Source organism: Thioclava sp. GXIMD2076 (assembly GCF_037949795.1).
Lineage (GTDB): Bacteria > Pseudomonadota > Alphaproteobacteria > Rhodobacterales > Rhodobacteraceae > Thioclava > Thioclava kandeliae.
Genome location: NZ_CP149932.1, coordinates 856,195 through 874,268, shown reverse-complemented (window position 1 = coordinate 874,268; position 18,074 = coordinate 856,195). Strand labels below are relative to the sequence as shown.

Sequence of the window (18,074 nt, the reverse complement as noted above, 5' to 3'; positions counted from 1 at the left end):
CATGAACGACATGAGATTGACGGAGAGAAAAGTGGACACCAAGGAAATGAAGATCCAGGCCCGCAAGGTGCAGGTCTATTACGGTGACACCCATGCCATCAAGGACGTCGATGTCGATATCCTCGACAAGACCGTCACCGCCTTTATCGGCCCCTCGGGCTGCGGGAAATCGACCTTCCTGCGCACGCTCAACCGGATGAATGACACGATCGACATCTGCAAGGTAAAGGGCGAGATCCTGCTCGATGGCGAGGATATCTACGATCGCCGCGTGGACCCCGTGCAGCTGCGCGCCAAGGTAGGAATGGTGTTCCAGAAGCCCAACCCCTTCCCCAAGTCGATCTATGACAACGTGGCCTACGGCCCGCGCATCCATGGCCTTGCCAAGAACAAGGCCGATCTGGACGAGATCGTGGAACGCGCCCTGCGCGGTGCGGCGATCTGGAACGAGGTGAAAGACCGCCTTCAGGCACCGGGCACCGGCCTCTCGGGTGGCCAGCAGCAACGCCTGTGCATCGCCCGCGCCGTGGCGACCTCGCCGGAAGTGCTCCTGATGGACGAGCCCTGCTCGGCGCTCGACCCCATTGCCACCGGTCAGGTCGAAGAGCTGATCGATGAACTCCGCACGCAGTTCTCGGTGGTGATCGTGACCCACTCGATGCAGCAGGCCGCGCGCGTGTCGCAGCGCACCGCCTTCTTCCACCTCGGCAATCTGGTGGAATATGGCGAGACGGGTGACATCTTCACCAATCCCAAGGACCCACGCACCGAGGCCTATATCACCGGCCGGATCGGCTGAGGAAGGACATAGCATGAGCCAACAACATATCTCCTCCGCCTTCGACCGCGATCTGGAAGCCGTGCAGGCGCTTGTCGTCAAGATGGGCGGCATGGTCGAACAGCAGATCCTCGATGCCGCCGAAGCCCTTGAAAGCCGTGACGAGGAACTGGCCCAGCGTGTGCGCAAGCAGGATAAGGCCATCGACGCGCTCGAGGAGCAGATCAACGAGGAAGCCGCCCGCATCATCGCGCTGCGTGCCCCCGTCTCGCGCGATCTGCGGCTGACACTCTCGGTCATCAAGATCGCCGCCAGTCTCGAACGCGCGGGCGATTACGCAAAGAACATCGCCAAGCGCACCCAGATCCTGATGGATGCCCCCGCCGTCGAAGGCTCGCCCAAGGCGATCCGCCGGATGGCGCAAGCGGTCGAGGGGATGCTTAAGGACGTGCTCGATGCCTATATCCAGCGCGATCCGCAGCTCGCCCGCGATGTGCGCGACCGTGATGTGGAAGTCGACCAGATGTATAACGCGCTCTTCCGCGAGTTTCTGACCTATATGATGGAAGACCCGCGCAACATCACCCCCTGCATGCACCTGCATTTCATCGCCAAGAATATCGAGCGTATGGGCGACCATGCCACCTCGATCGCCGAGCAGGTGATCTATCTCGTCACCGGCGAGACCCCCGACGAAGAGCGCCCGAAACAGTCGAGCGTGATCTCGATGGACAGCACGGAGAAGTAAGATGTCCCCGGCACAACAGCCCTGTGTCCTGGTGGTCGAGGATGAATCGGCCCAGCGTGAAGTTCTCCAGTATAACCTCGAAGCCGAAGGCTTTCGCGTTGTGATGGCGGTCAATGGCGAGGAAGCGCTGTTGATGGTCAAGGAAGAGAAACCCGACCTGATGGTGCTGGACTGGATGCTGCCCAATGTGTCAGGGATCGAGATCTGCCGCCGCGTGAAAGCCTCGGGCGACACCCGCCATATCCCGATCATCATGCTCTCGGCGCGCTCCGAAGAGACGGATCGCGTGCGCGGGCTCGAGACGGGCGCGGATGATTATGTCGTCAAACCCTATTCGGTGGTCGAACTGATGGCGCGGCTGCGCACCCAGCTGCGCCGCACCCGCCCTGCCACCATGGGCGAGCGGCTGAACTACGAGGATATCGTCCTCGACAGCGCCGAGCACCGCGTTTTCCGCGATGGGCAGGCGCTCAAACTCGGCCCGACCGAGTTCCGTCTACTGTCGACACTGATGGAAAAGCCTGGCCGGGTCTGGACCCGTGACCAGCTTCTGGACCGTGTCTGGGGGCGGGACATCTACGTCGACACCCGCACCATCGACGTGCATGTGGGCCGGTTGCGCAAGGCGCTGATGGCGCATGGCGGTGATGATCCGGTGCGCACGGTGCGCGGCACCGGTTACAGCTTGGGCTGATTTTCCAGAAAATCCTCGACTTCCTGACGGGCGGGAATGGCATCGGCTGTTCCGGCCCGCGTCACTTTCACGGCAGCCGCCGCGGCGGCCAGACGCATCGCCCGCTCGCGCGAGGCGCCTTCGGCCAGACCGGCCGCCAGATAGCCCGCAAATGTATCGCCCGCCCCTGTTGTATCGACCGGTTTCACAGGAAAGGCCGGCATCACAATCAGCCCGCCGGTGTCCAGATTGTGCCAGGTCGCACCCTGCGCGCCTTTGGTCACCACGATCTGTTTCACGGGCAGTTCGGGCAGTGCCACACCGAAGCTTTCGCATAGGGCCTTAGCCTCGCCCTCATTGACGATCAGAAGCGAGACATAGGGGAGCACGGCGCGCACCGCCGCCTCGTCGAAGGGAGCCGCCGAATAGATCACGAACACCCCGCGCTCGGCGGCCAGTTGCGCGGCCTCGACCTGCAGGCAGGTTTCGTTCTGCAAGATCAGCAGGTCGCCGTCTTCCGCCTGATCGAGCGCATCGTCGAGCACCGTATCGGGGATCGCCCGATTGGCACCGGGATGGATGACGATCGTATTCTCGGCTGCCTGATCGACATAGATGATCGCATGGCCCGAGGCCTCGCGCACGATGACTACCTGCGTGCAATCGACGCCCGCATCCTCCATCCGCTCGACCATCCAGCGCCCTTCGGACCCGATCGCCCCCAGATGCCGGATCTCGGCCCCCGCGCGGGCGCAGGCAACGGACTGGTTGGCCCCTTTTCCGCCAAGCCCACGGTCATAGCCTATCGAGGCCAGCGTTTCGCCCGCCTGCGGCAGATGGGGCAGCCGGTAGAAGTAATCCGCATTGATCGAGCCGAGATTGAAAATTTTCATGAAGACCTCGAATGGCGCCAGTTGTGCGCAGGCTAGCCTTGGACAGGCGGATATAACAAGGTCTGGCGCAAGTTTCCCTACGCCAGACCTTTCCGTGATGTGTCGCGATTACTTCGCGTTACAGGCCGCCAGCGCTGCCATATTGACGATATCGGACACGGTCGCGGTGGTCGAGCAGACCTGGATCGGATGCTCGACACCGGTCAGGATCGGGCCGATCACAGTCGCGCCGCCCATTTCCTGCAAGAGCTTGATCGAGATCGAGGCCGAGTGACGCGCGGGCATCACCAGAATATTGGCCGGACCCGACAGACGGCAGAAGTCGTATTTCTTCATGACCGACGCATTGAGCGCCACATCAACGGCCATCTCGCCATCATATTCGAAATCGACGCCACGCTTATCGAGCACCTTCGGCGCGACATGCATCTTCTGCGCGCGCTCCGACACCGGATAGCCGAAGGTCGAGAAGGAGCAGAAGGCCACGCGCGGGTCGAGACCCAGCGAACGTGCCACCTCGGCCCCTGCGGTGGCGATATCGGCGAGATCGTTCTCGTCGGGCCATTCATGCACCAGCGTATCGCCCAAGAGCACGATCTTGCCCTTGTTCAGCACGGCGGTAATGCCGACGGCCCCGCTTTCGGCAGTGGCATCGACGACCTTGTTGATCCGCTCCAGCACATGGGCCGATTTGCGGGTGACACCCGTCACCAGTGCATCACCATGGCCATGCACCAGCATGAGGGCGGCAAAGACATGGCGGTCGCGGGCGGCCATCTTATAGGCATCCTCGCGGTCCACACCCTTGCGCTGCAGGCGCTTGTAGAGGAAATCGCGATAGGTCTCGAGATGCTTGGTATTGGCCGCGTTGACCACGGTCAGCTCGCGGAACGCATCGCCAAGGCCGGCACTTTCGAGCTTCTCGCGCACGTCGTTCTCGCGGCCCACCACGATAGAGGTGCCGGTGCCCGAACGCTGGTATTGCACCGCCGCGCGCAGCACGCGCAGGTCATCGCCCTCGGCAAAGATCATGCGGGCCTGCGCCTTGCGGGCACGGGCATGGATCGACTGCAGGATCGTCGCGGTCGGGTCCATGCGCGCCTTGAGGCTGTGGACATAGGCATCCATATCGATGATCGGGCGCCGCGCCACGCCCGTATCCATACCGGCCTTGGCCACCGCCGGCGGGATCACATGGATCAGGCGCGGATCGAAAGGTGTCGGGATGATATAATCGCGCCCGAAAGACAGCTTGCGGCCATAGGCCATCGCCACCTCATCCGGCACATCCTCACGGGCGAGTTTCGCCAGCGCCTCGGCACAGGCAATCTTCATCTCGTCATTGATCGCGCGGGCATGGATATCGAGCGCGCCACGGAACAGATAGGGGAAACCAAGCACGTTATTGACCTGGTTCGGATAATCCGACCGGCCCGTTGCCACGATCGCATCCTCGCGGACCTCATGGGCCTCTTCGGGGGTGATTTCGGGATCGGGGTTGGCCATGGCGAAGATGACCGGATTATCGGCCATCGACTTTACCATCTCCTGCGTGACCGCGCCCTTGGCCGACACGCCAAGGAACACATCCGCGCCATTCATCGCATCATCGAGCGACCGCGCCGTGGTCTCGACCGCATGGGCCGATTTCCACTGGTTCATCCCCTCGGTGCGGCCCTGATAGATCACACCCTTGGTGTCGCACATGATGCAGTTCTCGTTGCGTGCGCCCATCGCCTTGATCAGCTCGAGACAGGCGATACCGGCGGCGCCGGCACCATTGAGCACGATCTTGCAATCCTCGATCTTCTTGCCCGAGATCTCGAGTGCGTTCAGAAGACCTGCCGCACAGATCACCGCCGTGCCGTGCTGATCATCATGGAACACCGGAATATCCATCTGTTCCTTCAGCGCCTGCTCGATGATAAAGCATTCGGGCGCCTTGATATCTTCGAGGTTGATGCCGCCGAAGGTCGGCTCCATCAGCTTGACGGCCTTGATGATCTCGTCGGCATCCATCGTATCGAGCTCGATATCGACAGCATTCACGTCGGCGAATTTCTTGAACAGAACCGCCTTGCCTTCCATCACGGGCTTGGAGGCCAGCGCACCAAGATTGCCCAGCCCCAGAATGGCCGAGCCGTTCGAGATCACGGCAACCATATTGCCTTTGACGGTGTAGTCATAAGCGGTTTCGGGGTTCTCGGCGATCGCCTCGACCGGAACAGCCACACCCGGGCTATAGGCCAGCGACAGATCGCGCTGGGTGGTCATGGGCGTTGTGGGCGTAATCTCGTATTTTCCCGGAATGGGCTCGAGATGGTAATTCAACGCTTCTTCGCGGGTAATCTTGTTCTTTCCGGACATGTGGGCCGATATCCTTCTTTTTGGTCTCAGACTTCTTAACGGCTTGTCGCGGCTGCCTCAATAGACACGGGCGCGGTAGTTCGCCGCTCCCCTCGGGACCACCCGACACCCCGTTCAACAACCCGCCCAACAGATTGCGGGCGGCGGGCTGTTTTTGTAGGGTCCGCTTGAGCAAACAGGGGGCATCCATGGCAAAGCCGACCGTCACACCGATGATGGAACAATATCTGGGTATCAAGGACGCCAATCCGGGTGCGCTTTTGTTCTACCGCATGGGCGATTTCTACGAGATGTTCTTTCAGGATGCGGTCGAGGCGGCAGCGGCGCTCGATATCGCGCTGACCAAGCGCGGCAGCCATGAGGGCGAGGATATCCCGATGTGCGGCGTGCCGGTCCATGCCGCCGAGGGCTACCTGCTGACGCTGATCCGCAAGGGCTTCCGCGTGGCAATTGCCGAACAGCTCGAAGATCCCGCCGAGGCCAAGAAGCGCGGCTATAAGGCCGTGGTCAAACGCGATGTCGTGCGGCTGGTGACACCGGGCACGCTGACCGAGGAGAGCCTGCTGGAGGCGCGGCGGCATAACTTCCTTGCGGCCTATTCCGCCCTGCGCGACGAGGGCGCGCTGGCCTGGGTCGATATCTCGACCGGCGAGTTCCGCGTGATGCCCTGCGCCCCCGCGCGTCTGGGACCGGAACTGGCCCGCCTGACACCGCGTGAGGTGCTGGTCTCGGATACCAACGAGGACGCATTCCGCGAGGTGATCGAGGATGTGAAAGCGGCGGTGACCCCTTTGGCACGGGCCGTCTTCGACAGTGCCTCGGGCGAGCAGAAACTGCGAGATCTCTATCAGGTGGGCTCGCTGGAAGCCTTCGGCAGCTTCAGCCGCGCCGAGCTTTCGGCAATGGGCGCGATTGTCGATTATCTCGACCTGACCCAGCGCGGCAAACTGCCCCTCTTGCGCCGCCCCCTGCGCGAGGAAGCGGGCACGATCGTGCAGATCGACGCCTCCACACGCCGCAATCTGGAACTGACGCAGGCGCTTTCGGGCGGGCGTGAGGGGTCGCTGCTGAATGTGATCGACCGGACCGTGACGGCGGGCGGTGCACGTCTGCTGGAACGTCGGGTCTCCGCGCCCTCGCGCGATCTGGCCCAGATCCATGCGCGTCATGATACGGTGGCGTTTCTCGTGGAACAGAGCCGTTTTACCGAGGATCTGCGCGCCGATCTGAAGCGCTGCCCCGATATGGACCGCGCCCTGTCGCGGCTGGCGCTGGATCGTGGCGGTCCGCGTGACATGGCCGCGATCCGCAATGCGCTGGGTCAGGCAGGCGGACTGCATGATGTGATCACGGGGTCCGAGGCACCGCGCCTGTTACAGGACGCCGCACAGGCGCTGCAAGGCCATGACGAATTGGTAGCCCTGCTGGATGCGGCCCTGATTGCCGAACCGCCGCTTCTTGCCCGTGATGGCGGATTTATCGCGCAGGGCTACGACGAGGAGCTGGACGAGACCCGCCGCCTGCGCGACGAGGGGCGTGGCGTGATTGCGGGGATGCAGGCCGGATTTATTGAGGAAACCGGTATTTCGAGCCTGAAAATCAAGCATAACAATGTGCTGGGCTATTTCATCGAATGCACCTCGACCCATGCCGAGAAGATGCTCTCGGCGCCTTTGTCCGAGAAATTCATCCATCGCCAGACCACGGCCAATCAGGTGCGCTTCACCACCGTCGATCTCTCGGAGTTGGAAACGCGCATCCATAATGCCGGTGCGCGGGCGCTCGAGATCGAAAAACGGCTCTATGACAGGCTGAAGGCGGGCATCATGGATAAGGCAGGCCCGATTGGCGAGGCGTCGCGGGCGCTGGCCGAAATCGATCTGGCCTGTGCCTTCGCCGATCTGGCGCGGGCGGGCGACTGGGTGCGCCCCGAGATCGACAACTCCCGCGCGTTTGAAATCACGGCAGGGCGGCATCCGGTCGTGGAACATGCGCTCAAACGCTCGGGCACGCCGTTCATCGCCAATGATTGCGGGCTGACCAAGGAGAGCACGCCAGCGATCTGGCTGCTGACAGGCCCCAATATGGCGGGTAAATCGACCTTCCTGCGGCAGAATGCGATCATCGCGCTCCTGGCGCAAGCGGGGAGCTTCGTGCCGGCCACCCGCGCCCATATCGGGCTGGTGAGCCAGCTGTTCTCGCGCGTGGGCGCGGCAGATGATCTGGCCCGAGGCCGGTCGACCTTCATGGTCGAAATGGTCGAAACCGCCGCAATCCTCAATCAGGCCGATGACCGCGCACTGGTTATCCTCGACGAGATCGGGCGCGGGACCGCTACCTATGACGGGCTGTCGATTGCATGGGCGGTGATGGAGCATCTACATGCCACCAACCGCTGCCGTGCACTCTTTGCCACCCATTACCACGAGATGACCGCGCTTTCGGCCAAGCTCGACGGGGTGGAGAATGCCACCGTCAGCGTGAAGGAACATGCGGGCGATGTGATCTTCCTGCATGAGGTAAAAAAGGGCGCGGCCGACCGCTCCTACGGGGTGCAGGTCGCGCGTCTGGCGGGGCTGCCCGATAGCGTGGTGGCGCGGGCGAAGTCCGTGCTGGATATGCTGGAGAAAGGCGACCGTGACAGCGGCGCCAAGAAACAGATGCTGATCGATGATCTGCCGCTCTTTGCCTCTGCGCCGCCGCCCCAGCCCGTGGCGCCGCTGGGCCCGAGCCCGCTGGAGGAACGTCTGGGCGCGATCAACCCCGATGACCTGTCCCCGCGTGAGGCACTTCAAGCGCTTTATGACCTGCGCGAGATGCTGAAATGACAAAGGGGGCCAAGCGGCCCCCTTTTCAATGCTTCCCGTGAAACATCACTTCGGCGTCGAGCTCACGCCCACCTTGGCCGGACGCAGCAGACGGTCATGGATCATGAAGCCCACATCCATCACTTGGATGATGTCGCCCGCAACCGTGTTCGGCACAGGGGCTTCGAACATCGCCTCGTGATGGGTCGGATCGAACTTGTCGCCCACCTGCGGCGCGATCTGGCTGATGCCGTGCTTCTCGAACACGTTCACCAGTTCGCGCTGCGTCAGCTCGACGCCCTCGATCAGGGCTTCGGCCTTCTCGCGCAGCTCTTCCGAAATGGCGTTCAGCGCGCGCTGCATATTGTCATAGACCGGCAGCATGTCGCGGGCCAGACGCGAGCCACCGTAATTCTCGGCGTCGCGGCGCTCTTTATCGGCGCGCTTGCGCGAATTCTCGGCATCGGCCAGCGCGCGCATCCAGCGGTCGCGCATTTCGTCGCGTTCGGCACGCAGGGCTTCCAGCTCGTCTGCGCCCTCGTCCATGATGTCTTCGAACGTCTCGTCGAGATGAACCTGATCTTCGCTCATTTCGTCTTTCTTGTCGCTCATGCGTTTCATCCTTTGCCCCGGCCCGACAGCATCCGTCCGACCAGTTGCGCTGTATAGTCCACGATCGGCACGATCCGCCCGTAATTGAGCCGTGTTGGCCCGATGACGCCGATCGCACCGATTATCTTACGATCAGCGTTCATATAGGGACTTACGACCAGAGAGGAACCCGAAAGTGAAAAAAGCTTGTTCTCGGAACCAATAAAAATGCGCACACCGTCGCCATCCTGCGCCAGATCGAGGAATTCGGCGATGTCGCGCTTGCGTTCGAGATCATCGAAAAGCGTGCGGATGCGGTCGAGATCGGAGATCTGCTCGAGCAGATTCGATTGCCCGCGCACGATCAGCCGCTCGTAGGAAGTGCCCTTGTCTTCCCACTCGGCCAGCCCCTGCTCCACCAGATCGGCGGCCAGCGTATCCAGTTCGGCGCGACGATGCCTGATCTCCTCGGCCATAACACTGCGCAGCTCAGTCAACGTGCGGCCCTCGGCCAGCGAATTGATGAAATTCGCGGCCTCCCGCAGCGAGGACGGCGTCTGTCCGGGGGGCGGCGTGAACACACGGTTCTCCACCTGACCATCGGCCAGCACCAGCACCACCAGAGCACGGTCGGGCGCGAGCCCCACGAATTCGATATGCTTGATCGGCGCTTCCTGCTTGGGCGAGAGCACAAGGCTCGCGCCATGGGTCATGCCAGAGAGGGCCGAGCCCACACGGTCCATCAGCGTGCCCAGATCGGGATCATTCCCGCCCACCGTGGCATCAAGGGCTGCGCGGTCATCGGCCCCCAGCTGCCCCACCTCCATAAAGCCGTCCACGAACATCCTGAGCCCCATCTGCGTGGGCACGCGCCCTGCCGAGACATGCGGGCTGTCGAGCAGCCCCAGATATTCGAGATCGTTCATCACATTACGGATGGTGGCCGCTGAGAGCTTCTCGCTCATCATGCGGGTCAGGCTGCGCGAGCCCACCGGATCACCGGTCTCCAGATAGCCCTCGACCACGCGGCGAAAGACCTCGCGCGAGCGATCATTCAGCTCTGTCAGGCTCTGTTTTGGCTCAATCATGGTCTCGAAACTCCTGTTTCACAGTAAACGGGTTGCGAGAGGGATCGTCAATCGGTCCTGAGCTCTTGCATCGGCTGCGTCACACGCGCAAATGGGGCGATACAGTTTGCGAATAGGAGCGGATATGCGGCCCTCAGGACGGAACCTCAATGAAATGCGCAAGATCTCGATCGAGACGGGCGTCACCAAACATGCCGAAGGCTCCTGCCTGATCAAAGTGGGCGACACGCATGTGCTGTGCACAGCCACGATTGAAGACCGCGCGCCCTCCTTCCTGAAAAACACGGGCCTCGGCTGGGTCACCGCCGAATACGGTATGCTGCCCCGCGCCACTCATTCACGCACCCGTCGCGAGGCAGCCACGGGCAAACAAGGCGGCCGCACCGTCGAGATCCAGCGTCTGATCGGTCGTGCCCTGCGGGCGGGCCTGGACCGCAGCGCTTTGGGCGAACGTCAGATCGTCGTGGATTGCGATGTCATTCAGGCCGATGGTGGCACCCGCTGTGCCGCAATCACCGGTGGCTGGGTCGCGCTGCGTCTGGCGGTGAACAAGCTGATGGCCAAAGGGATCATCACCTCCGATCCGCTGATCGACAATGTGGCGGCTGTGTCCTGCGGGATCTATGCCGGCCAGAATGTCTGCGACCTCGATTATGCCGAGGATAGCGAAGCCGGCGTCGACGGCAATTTCATCATGACCGGCAAAGGTAAGCTCATCGAGATACAAATGTCGGCAGAAGGCTCTACCTATACGCGCGAACAGATGAACCAGCTGATGGATCTTGCCGAAAACGGGATCGCAGAGCTGGTAAACGCACAGAAGGAGGCTGTTAAGTGAGAAAGTTCACCGAGAAGAAGCTGCTGGTTGCGACCCATAATGCAGGCAAACTGGAAGAGATTTCCGAGCTGCTGAAGCCTTATGGCATCGAATGTGTGGGGGCCAAGGAGCTGGATCTGGCGGTTCCCGCGGAGACCGAGACCACCTTCGTGGGCAACGCCCGCATCAAGGCGCATGCCGCCGCTAAGGCCACCGGCCTGCCCGCCCTGTCCGATGATAGCGGCATCGAGGTGGATTGTCTTGGCGGGGCTCCGGGTGTCTACACCGCCGATTGGGCCGAAACCCCCAATGGCCGCGATTTCAAGATGGCTATGGAGAAGACGTGGAACGAATGCGAGAAGGTCGGCGCCGACCGTCCGCGCACCGCTCGCTTCTGCTCGACGCTGGTTCTGGCATGGCCGGACGGGCATGAGGAGGTTTTCGAGGGCGAATGCCAAGGTTTCCTCGTCTGGCCGATGCGCGGCGAGGAAGGTCACGGATACGATCCGATGTTCCAGCCCAAAGGGTCGAACAAGACCTTCGCCGAGATGACCCATGAGCGTAAGAACCAATTGTCGCATCGCGCGGATGCGTTCAGGAAACTGACCGCAGCGTTCGAGCCTGCCTGACCCCATCGTGCCACGGCCTCCCGTGGCACCAGCCTCCGGAGCTCCGATGACCCATCACGATGAAGACTGGCGCGCCGGAGGCTTCGGGCTCTATATCCATTGGCCGTTCTGCGCCGCCAAATGCCCCTATTGCGATTTCAACTCGCATGTCAGCGCAAAGATTGACCAACACGTCTGGGCAGAGGCCTATCTTTCAGAAATCGACCGTGTTTCGCGTGAAACCGAAGGCCGTGTGCTCAACACAGTGTTTTTTGGCGGTGGCACACCCTCGCTAATGGACCCTGACATAGTCGATGCCATCCTGACAAAAGTGCGCTCCAGCTGGCGGCTGTCCAATGACTTGGAGATCACCCTTGAGGCGAACCCGACCAGTATCGAGGCTGGACGCTTTCGTGCCTATTCCGAGGCCGGTGTGAACCGTGTGTCAATGGGGATGCAGGCCTTCAATGATGCCGATCTACGCAAGCTGGGCCGAATGCATTCGGCCGCGGAAGGACGCAAAGCCTTTGATATCGCGCGCTCCGTCTTTGACCGTGTGAGCTTCGACCTTATCTACGCGCGACAGGACCAGACGCTCGATCATTGGCGACAGGAGCTGAATGAAGCCCTCTCGATGGCGATTGATCACCTGTCTCTTTATCAACTTACCGTTGAAGACGGGACCGTGTTCGGCGCACGGGCAGAGCGCGGCTTGCTGAAAGGCATACCCGACGATGACAGTGCGGCCGATATGTATCTGCTTACACAAGATCTGGCAGAAGCTGCAGGGTTTCCGGCATATGAAGTGTCTAACCATGCCAAATCAGGCTCTGAAAGTCGCCATAACCTCATCTATTGGCGCTATGGCGATTATCTCGGCATTGGTCCAGGGGCGCATGGCCGCCTGACCCGCAACGGTATCCGTCATGCCACGGACACCCTGAAACAACCCGGTGCGTGGCTGAGCCAGGTGAAGAAAACGGGTTCCGGCGAGGCGTTTCGCGAAGCATTGCGTCGCGACGAGGAGGTAACGGAGTTCCTTCTATTCGGTATGCGTCTTGCCGAAGGGCTCGACCGGCAACGCTACATTGCTCTGAGCCGCGCTGATTTCAACGAAGAACGTCTCGCTCATCTTACCAGCATTGGTATGATAGAGGCAGATGACAACAAAATACGCGCGACCCGTGAGGGACGCGCGGTATTGAACGCCGTGATCAGAGAGCTGTTGCCCGATTAGATCTTGGTTAGCGCCTGACAGATCGCATCAAGCTGTTCGAGGTCTTTATAGGTCAGAACAACTGTTCCACCTTCCTCACCTTTATGGTTGATCTCGACTTTCATGCCAATAGTGGCCGAGAGATCTGCTTCCAGCGCCCGTGTATCTGCATCCTTCTCGGGGGCGATACGGGCCTTAGGCTTTTTCTCCCCCACAGGTGCTTTTGCTTTGCGCTCGACTTCCCGCACCGAAAGACCTTTTGCGACGGCCTCTTTGGCCAATGCCACCGGGTCATCTGCGGTAATCATCGCACGCGCATGACCTGCCGTCAGACGTCCATCGCGGAGATAATCCTGAACTTCATTCGGCAAGTTGAGCAGGCGAAGAAGGTTTGCGATATGACTACGGCTCTTCGAGAGCGCTTCTGCGACCTTTTCCTGAGTATGTCCGAACCGGTCCATCAACTGCCGATAGCTGAGAGCTTCTTCCAGCGGGTTAAGATCGGCGCGCTGGATATTCTCGATAATCGCGACTTCCAGAACTTCGGTATCGTTAAACTCGCGAATGATAACCGGAACTTCATGTAGCTGCGCGAGTTGCGACGCGCGCCAGCGGCGCTCCCCCGCAACAATCTCGTACATATCGGCCGTTTTGGGATGTGCCCGCACGATCAGAGGCTGAATGACCCCTTTCTCACGGATGGAATCCGCGAGTTCCTGAAGAGCCTGCTCGTCAAAATGACGGCGCGGCTGCTCGGGATTAGGCTCGATTTTCTCGATCGGAATGAAGCTTTCGGGACGACGCGGCACCGTATTATCCTGATTGGGTTCTAGATTTACATCAGCCATCAAGGCGCTTAATCCGCGCCCAAGTCCACGGCGTTCAGGCTTCTTGCTCATACGGCCCCCTGCGGCTTAACGCTTTCATGGCGTTCCAATAATTCTTTGGCAAGTGCGCGATAGGCCTTCGCCCCTCGCGAGCTACTATCGTAATGCAGTACGGATTGGGCATAGGATGGCGCTTCGGAGATCCGCACATTCCGCGGAATCATTGTCTTGAACACGATTTCTCCAAGCGTTGCGCGGGCGTCCGCCTCTACAAGCTGGGAGAGATTATTGCGAACGTCATACATCGTCAGCACAACCCCCTCAATACGAAGTGAAGGATTGGCGCCTTGCCGCACTTCTCGCACCGAAAGCATGAGCTGCGAGAGGCCTTCAAGAGCAAAGAACTCCGCTTGTAGCGGAACCAAAACGGAATCCGCCGCAACCATCGCATTAACGGTCAGAAGACTAAGAGATGGCGGGCAATCAATAAGAATATAGTCAAACTCGAAGTCGTTTATATGCTCCGAGCGTAGCGCTTTCTGAAGGAGGAAGCTCCGCTGATCCACATCATGGAGTTCCATGTCTGCGGAGGAAAGATCTGTGGTCGCGGGGCTCAACCATAGTCCATCCCACTCCGTTTTCCGGATTATATCGGCGGGTTCTGCATCCGCTGTGAGTAGGTCGTAGGTGCTGAAGTCCCGATCTTCTAGCTCGACACCAAGACCTGTCGATGCATTGCCCTGAGGATCGAGGTCAACCACCAAGACCCGGCACCCTTGTTCAATCAAAGCGCAAGCTAAATTAATCGCTGTGGTTGTTTTACCAACCCCACCCTTCTGGTTGGTAACGGCAATAATGCGTGGTGCCTTCATAAAGGACTGCTCAGACACGCTGTGCTCCTGCGATTTTCAGTATTGTTGCATCCGGATCTGTGACGCTTTTAAGTGCTTCATACTCGAAGGTCCATGTCTTTTGAGCTTCTGCCACTTCACTTTTCCAGTTTGCGCCCTTCGGAAACAGAAAAGTAGCCGTCTTATTTCCGTGATGACACCCGAACTCGAGAAGCATATCAAGCGACGCAAGCGCGCGAGCAGAGACAATATCTGCGGCCAAGGAGGGAATTTCGAGGATACGTTGACTATGAACCTTTATATTCAACCCCAATTCGCGCACGCATGTCAGAAGAAATGCACATTTTCTCTGATCACTCTCGATCAAGTGGATCTCGGCATCTGGTTTATTTTGAGCTGCGATAATGCCAACGACAATACCAGGCAATCCGCCACCGGACCCCATATCAACCCACCGCGTCCAGCTCACATCGTTTTGATATACCTGAATGGAGTCTTGGAGATGCCGATGCTTAAAATCCGAGACCGTAGATTTTGCAACCAGATTGATTACAGGATTCCACTTTGAGACGAGCGCTTCGTAGAGATCGAAGCGCTCAATTGTTTCACGTGAAACATCGGCAGGGAATTGGTGTATAGACATAGACGTCAAGCCGTTTTGATTTTACGCGATTGCCGAAGCTTCGCAAGAATGAGAGCAAGGGCTGCGGGCGTTACCCCGTCGACACGCCCCGCCTGCCCTAACGTGCTTGGCTGCGCTTTACTGAGCTTTAAACGAAGCTCGTTAGAAAGCCCCGAAAGCGAACCATATTCGAAATCGGAAGGAATCTTCCAAGCTTCATCTCTCTGCATCGCTGCAATATCGCGATCCTGTCGAACCAGATAATTGGCATATAGCGCATCTTTTGAAAGCTGATCCGCAATCGGGGATTCAATCTCGGACAATTCTGGGAAGACCGCTTTGAGATCTTCGAATGTTATGTCAGGGAATGACAGGAACGAGAATGCAGAACGACGCTGCCCATCTTGATTTACTTTAAAGCCCGCTTCAATGGCCTCTTTCGGGGTAAGCGACAATGCGTCAAGCTTTCCACGCCCATGCACTAGCGCTTCCTGCTTAATAGAGAATTGCGTAATACGCTTATCAGATACGCAGCCAATCCGCATTGCCAAGGGCGTAAGGCGTTGATCCGCGTTATCGGCGCGAAGGGAAAGTCGGAACTCGGCCCGCGAGGTAAACATCCGATAGGGTTCGGTTACTCCGCGAGTAATGAGATCATCGACCATCACTCCGATATAACTCTGTGTGCGTGAAAACTCGACAGCCTCCTTCTCTAGCGCCGAAGCTGCCGCATTAAGTCCGGCAACCAGACCCTGTGCAGCTGCCTCCTCATAGCCAGTGGTGCCATTAATCTGACCAGCGAGATATAGCCCTGGCTGATTACGAACCTGAAGATACGCATCGAGGCTACGCGGATCGACGTAATCATATTCTATAGCGTAGCCCGGCTGTAGAATCTCGACCTGCTCCAAGCCACGAATAGACCGAACATAATCGGTCTGAACATCTTCAGGTAGCGAGGTGGAAATACCATTTGGGTAGACGGTATCGTCATCAAGCCCCTCGGGCTCGAGGAAAATCTGATGAGATGTCTTATCGGCAAACCTGACAATTTTGTCTTCGATCGACGGGCAGTAACGGGGCCCTACCCCCTCGATATGACCGCCATACATAGCCGAACGGGAAAGATTATCACGGATGATTTGATGGGTCGCTTCATTAGTATGCGTAATCCCGCAGGAAATCTGTTTCGCGAATGGCTTCGTATTCATAAAGCTGAAGACCACAGGATCGTCGTCCCCGGGCTGGCTCTCGAGGATAGACCAATCAATAGTTTTCCCATTAAGCCTTGGCGGTGTGCCCGTCTTAAGACGTCCAAGCGGTAAGGCGAGCGAGTCCAGTCGATCCGCGAGCGGAACCGAAGGGCGATCCCCCATCCGTCCGCCCGGATAGCTTTTATCACCGATATGGATTACGCCGCGCAAGAAGGTCCCTGTTGTCAAAATTACCGACCGGCAGCGGACCTCGGATCCGTCTGCGAGCGTTACCCCGCTGACGCGCCCGTCAAGGGTAAGCAAGTCGACGGCTTCCCCTTCAATGATCGAAAGGTTTTCCTGCAGTTCGGTAAGTTCGAGCATAGCCTCGCGATAGAGCTTTCGATCCGCCTGAGCACGCGGCCCCTGTACCGCAGGTCCTTTACGGCGGTTCAAGAGCCTGAATTGAATCCCGGCACGGTCGGCGACAACCCCCATGACACCGTCCATGGCGTCGATCTCCCGAACGAGGTGTCCTTTGCCGAGCCCACCAATAGCAGGATTGCAAGACATAACCCCGATGGCATCGCGCCGAAGCGTTACCAAAGCAGTCTTTGCTCCCATGCGGGCGGATGCATGGGCCGCTTCCGTACCGGCGTGACCACCGCCAACGACAATAACGTCAAAATGTTTCACGTGAAACACTCCTATTTCCCGATGCAAAAACTCAAGAATATCTCATCCAAGAGATTCTCGACATCTACCCTGCCCAACAGGGATTCCAACGACCGCGCGGCCTCACGAAGATAGATAGCGGAAAGCTCGGGGCGATCTAGACCGCTCATTACCTCATTTCGGGCCGAATCCAAAGCCCGGTTTGCGTTTATCAGCGCATCACGATGTCGTTCCCGCGTCATAACCCCGGCGCCTTGTGCCTGCCGTAATAATTTGGCGGTGATCTTCGCAACCAGCTCGTCAATGCCCGCGCCTGTTTTTCCCGAGACACGAAGCCCCTGCCCCTCGAAAATATCGGCCTTGCCATAGACGATCAGATCATCATCCTCAGGCGTCAGGAGCGGAAGGTCTTGGCCATCAAGAAGGAATACCCGCAGATCTGCCTCATTGGCGCGTGAAATCGCCCGATCTACCCCGATAGCCTCGACAACATCGTCGGTTTCGCGAAGACCTGCCGTGTCCAGCAATGTGACCGCCAATCCTGCGAGGTCCATGCGCACTTCGATCACATCACGTGTCGTACCCGCAATTTCCGACGTAATAGCGGCTTCACGCCCTGCTAAAGCATTGAGAAGCGTAGATTTTCCGGCATTAGGGCGGCCAACGATAGCGATTTCGAACCCGTCACGGATGCGCTCCGCCGCGCCAAAGCGCTTGATCTCGTCTCCAAGACTGATCTGAACGGCATCAATCTCGGCCATGACCTCCGGTGTTACATCAACGGGAACCTCTTCATCGGCGAAATCGATCGTGACTTCCAGCAGCGCCGCGGCACGCACCAGCCGCTCCCGCCAGCCTTCAACGACCTTGCCAACCGAACCAGAGAGAACCTTAAGTGCCTGTTTTCTCTGGGATTCTGTTTCGGCCTCAATGAGATCAGCCAGTCCCTCGACCTGAGAAAGATCCAGCCTTTCATTCTCCATTGCGCGGCGGGTAAATTCGCCTGCCTCAGCCATACGTAAATCCGGATCCTCACCCAAGGCCCGCAGAACAGCACTCACCGTCGCGATCGCACCATGGATATGAAATTCGACGACTTCTTCACCAGTAAAGCTATGCCCTTTAGCGAAAGGCAGCACCACCGCCTCGTCCAGCACCTCGCCGTCAAGACGCAGAACCCTCAAGGCCGTCTGTCGCGCAGCCGGTAGCGACCCGCAAAGACGCGAGGCAGCCTGCCAGGCTTTCGGCCCGGAAATACGAATAACGGCCACCCCCGCTTTTCCGCGGGCAGTGGCCAGTGCAAAGATCGTATCCATCATA

The 18,074-nt window shown here is 59.2% G+C and carries 16 protein-coding genes; 7 read left to right on the top strand and 9 right to left on the bottom strand.

Going from position 1 to position 18,074, the window contains the following annotated elements; translation table 11 throughout:
- Position 1: 1 nt before the first annotated feature.
- The 3 genes from pstB to phoB are packed head-to-tail and all read left to right on the top strand — an operon-like array spanning position 2 to position 2,220.
- Positions 2–799 carry a phosphate ABC transporter ATP-binding protein PstB gene (pstB, locus tag WDB91_RS04290; RefSeq protein WP_339113922.1) on the top strand — a complete coding sequence of 266 codons (798 nt, stop codon included), beginning with the start codon at positions 2–4 and terminating at the stop codon, positions 797–799.
- A 13-nt stretch (positions 800–812) separates the two neighbouring features.
- A complete protein-coding gene (gene phoU / locus WDB91_RS04285) occupies positions 813–1,526 on the top strand; it encodes a phosphate signaling complex protein PhoU (protein ID WP_339113921.1) in 714 nt (237 codons plus the stop codon).
- Between the two features lies 1 nt (position 1,527).
- Positions 1,528–2,220, top strand: a complete 693-nt coding sequence (gene phoB / locus WDB91_RS04280) for a phosphate regulon transcriptional regulator PhoB (RefSeq protein WP_339113920.1) — start codon at positions 1,528–1,530, stop codon at positions 2,218–2,220.
- Here the strand turns inward: phoB and WDB91_RS04275 are convergent.
- Positions 2,205–3,092: a ribokinase gene (locus WDB91_RS04275; RefSeq protein WP_339113919.1), complete on the bottom strand. Its 888-nt coding sequence runs from the start codon at positions 3,090–3,092 to the stop codon at positions 2,205–2,207. The two genes, phoB and WDB91_RS04275, sit on opposite strands and share 16 nt — an antisense overlap.
- A gap of 108 nt (positions 3,093–3,200) precedes the next feature.
- Positions 3,201–5,459, bottom strand: a complete 2,259-nt coding sequence (locus tag WDB91_RS04270; protein WP_339113918.1) for an NADP-dependent malic enzyme — start codon at positions 5,457–5,459, stop codon at positions 3,201–3,203.
- A gap of 188 nt (positions 5,460–5,647) precedes the next feature.
- Between WDB91_RS04270 and mutS the strand changes: the two genes are divergently transcribed.
- Positions 5,648–8,287: a DNA mismatch repair protein MutS gene (mutS, locus tag WDB91_RS04265; RefSeq protein WP_339113917.1), complete on the top strand. Its 2,640-nt coding sequence runs from the start codon at positions 5,648–5,650 to the stop codon at positions 8,285–8,287.
- Positions 8,288–8,332: 45 nt separating this feature from the next.
- Here the strand turns inward: mutS and grpE are convergent, their stop codons facing one another.
- Both grpE and hrcA read right to left on the bottom strand, forming a co-directional pair.
- The gene (grpE, locus tag WDB91_RS04260) at positions 8,333–8,878 is read right to left on the bottom strand and encodes a nucleotide exchange factor GrpE (RefSeq protein WP_339113916.1); all 546 of its coding nucleotides are present in this window, start codon (positions 8,876–8,878) and stop codon (positions 8,333–8,335) included.
- 5 nt (positions 8,879–8,883) lie between these two features.
- Positions 8,884–9,945 (bottom strand): heat-inducible transcriptional repressor HrcA, encoded by a 1,062-nt coding sequence (gene hrcA / locus WDB91_RS04255; protein ID WP_339113915.1) that lies wholly within the window; start codon positions 9,943–9,945, stop codon positions 8,884–8,886.
- Between the two features lie 124 nt (positions 9,946–10,069).
- Between hrcA and rph the strand changes: the two genes are divergently transcribed.
- The 3 genes from rph to hemW are packed head-to-tail and all read left to right on the top strand — an operon-like array spanning position 10,070 to position 12,607.
- A complete protein-coding gene (gene rph, locus WDB91_RS04250) occupies positions 10,070–10,783 on the top strand; it encodes a ribonuclease PH (RefSeq protein WP_339113914.1) in 714 nt (237 codons plus the stop codon).
- Positions 10,780–11,391 (top strand): RdgB/HAM1 family non-canonical purine NTP pyrophosphatase, encoded by a 612-nt coding sequence (gene rdgB / locus WDB91_RS04245; protein ID WP_339113913.1) that lies wholly within the window; start codon positions 10,780–10,782, stop codon positions 11,389–11,391. Before rph ends, rdgB begins: the two co-directional genes overlap by 4 nt.
- 46 nt (positions 11,392–11,437) lie before the next feature.
- A complete protein-coding gene (gene hemW, locus WDB91_RS04240) occupies positions 11,438–12,607 on the top strand; it encodes a radical SAM family heme chaperone HemW (protein WP_339113912.1) in 1,170 nt (389 codons plus the stop codon).
- Here hemW and WDB91_RS04235 read toward each other — a convergent pair.
- From WDB91_RS04235 to mnmE, 5 genes are read right to left on the bottom strand one after another with little or no spacing between them, the layout of a single operon-like run.
- Positions 12,604–13,485, bottom strand: coding sequence for a ParB/RepB/Spo0J family partition protein (locus WDB91_RS04235; protein ID WP_339113911.1), 882 nt, complete (start codon positions 13,483–13,485; stop codon positions 12,604–12,606). The two genes, hemW and WDB91_RS04235, sit on opposite strands and share 4 nt — an antisense overlap.
- Positions 13,482–14,285, bottom strand: coding sequence for an AAA family ATPase (locus WDB91_RS04230; protein ID WP_339114444.1), 804 nt, complete (start codon positions 14,283–14,285; stop codon positions 13,482–13,484). Before WDB91_RS04230 ends, WDB91_RS04235 begins: the two co-directional genes overlap by 4 nt.
- A gap of 10 nt (positions 14,286–14,295) precedes the next feature.
- Complete coding sequence (gene rsmG, locus WDB91_RS04225; protein WP_339113910.1) at positions 14,296–14,907, bottom strand: 16S rRNA (guanine(527)-N(7))-methyltransferase RsmG; 612 nt, start codon at positions 14,905–14,907, stop codon at positions 14,296–14,298.
- A 5-nt stretch (positions 14,908–14,912) separates the two neighbouring features.
- Positions 14,913–16,775 (bottom strand): tRNA uridine-5-carboxymethylaminomethyl(34) synthesis enzyme MnmG, encoded by a 1,863-nt coding sequence (mnmG, locus tag WDB91_RS04220; protein ID WP_339113909.1) that lies wholly within the window; start codon positions 16,773–16,775, stop codon positions 14,913–14,915.
- A gap of 11 nt (positions 16,776–16,786) precedes the next feature.
- Positions 16,787–18,070 carry a tRNA uridine-5-carboxymethylaminomethyl(34) synthesis GTPase MnmE gene (gene mnmE / locus WDB91_RS04215; RefSeq protein WP_339114443.1) on the bottom strand — a complete coding sequence of 428 codons (1,284 nt, stop codon included), beginning with the start codon at positions 18,068–18,070 and terminating at the stop codon, positions 16,787–16,789.
- Positions 18,071–18,074: the final 4 nt, after the last annotated feature.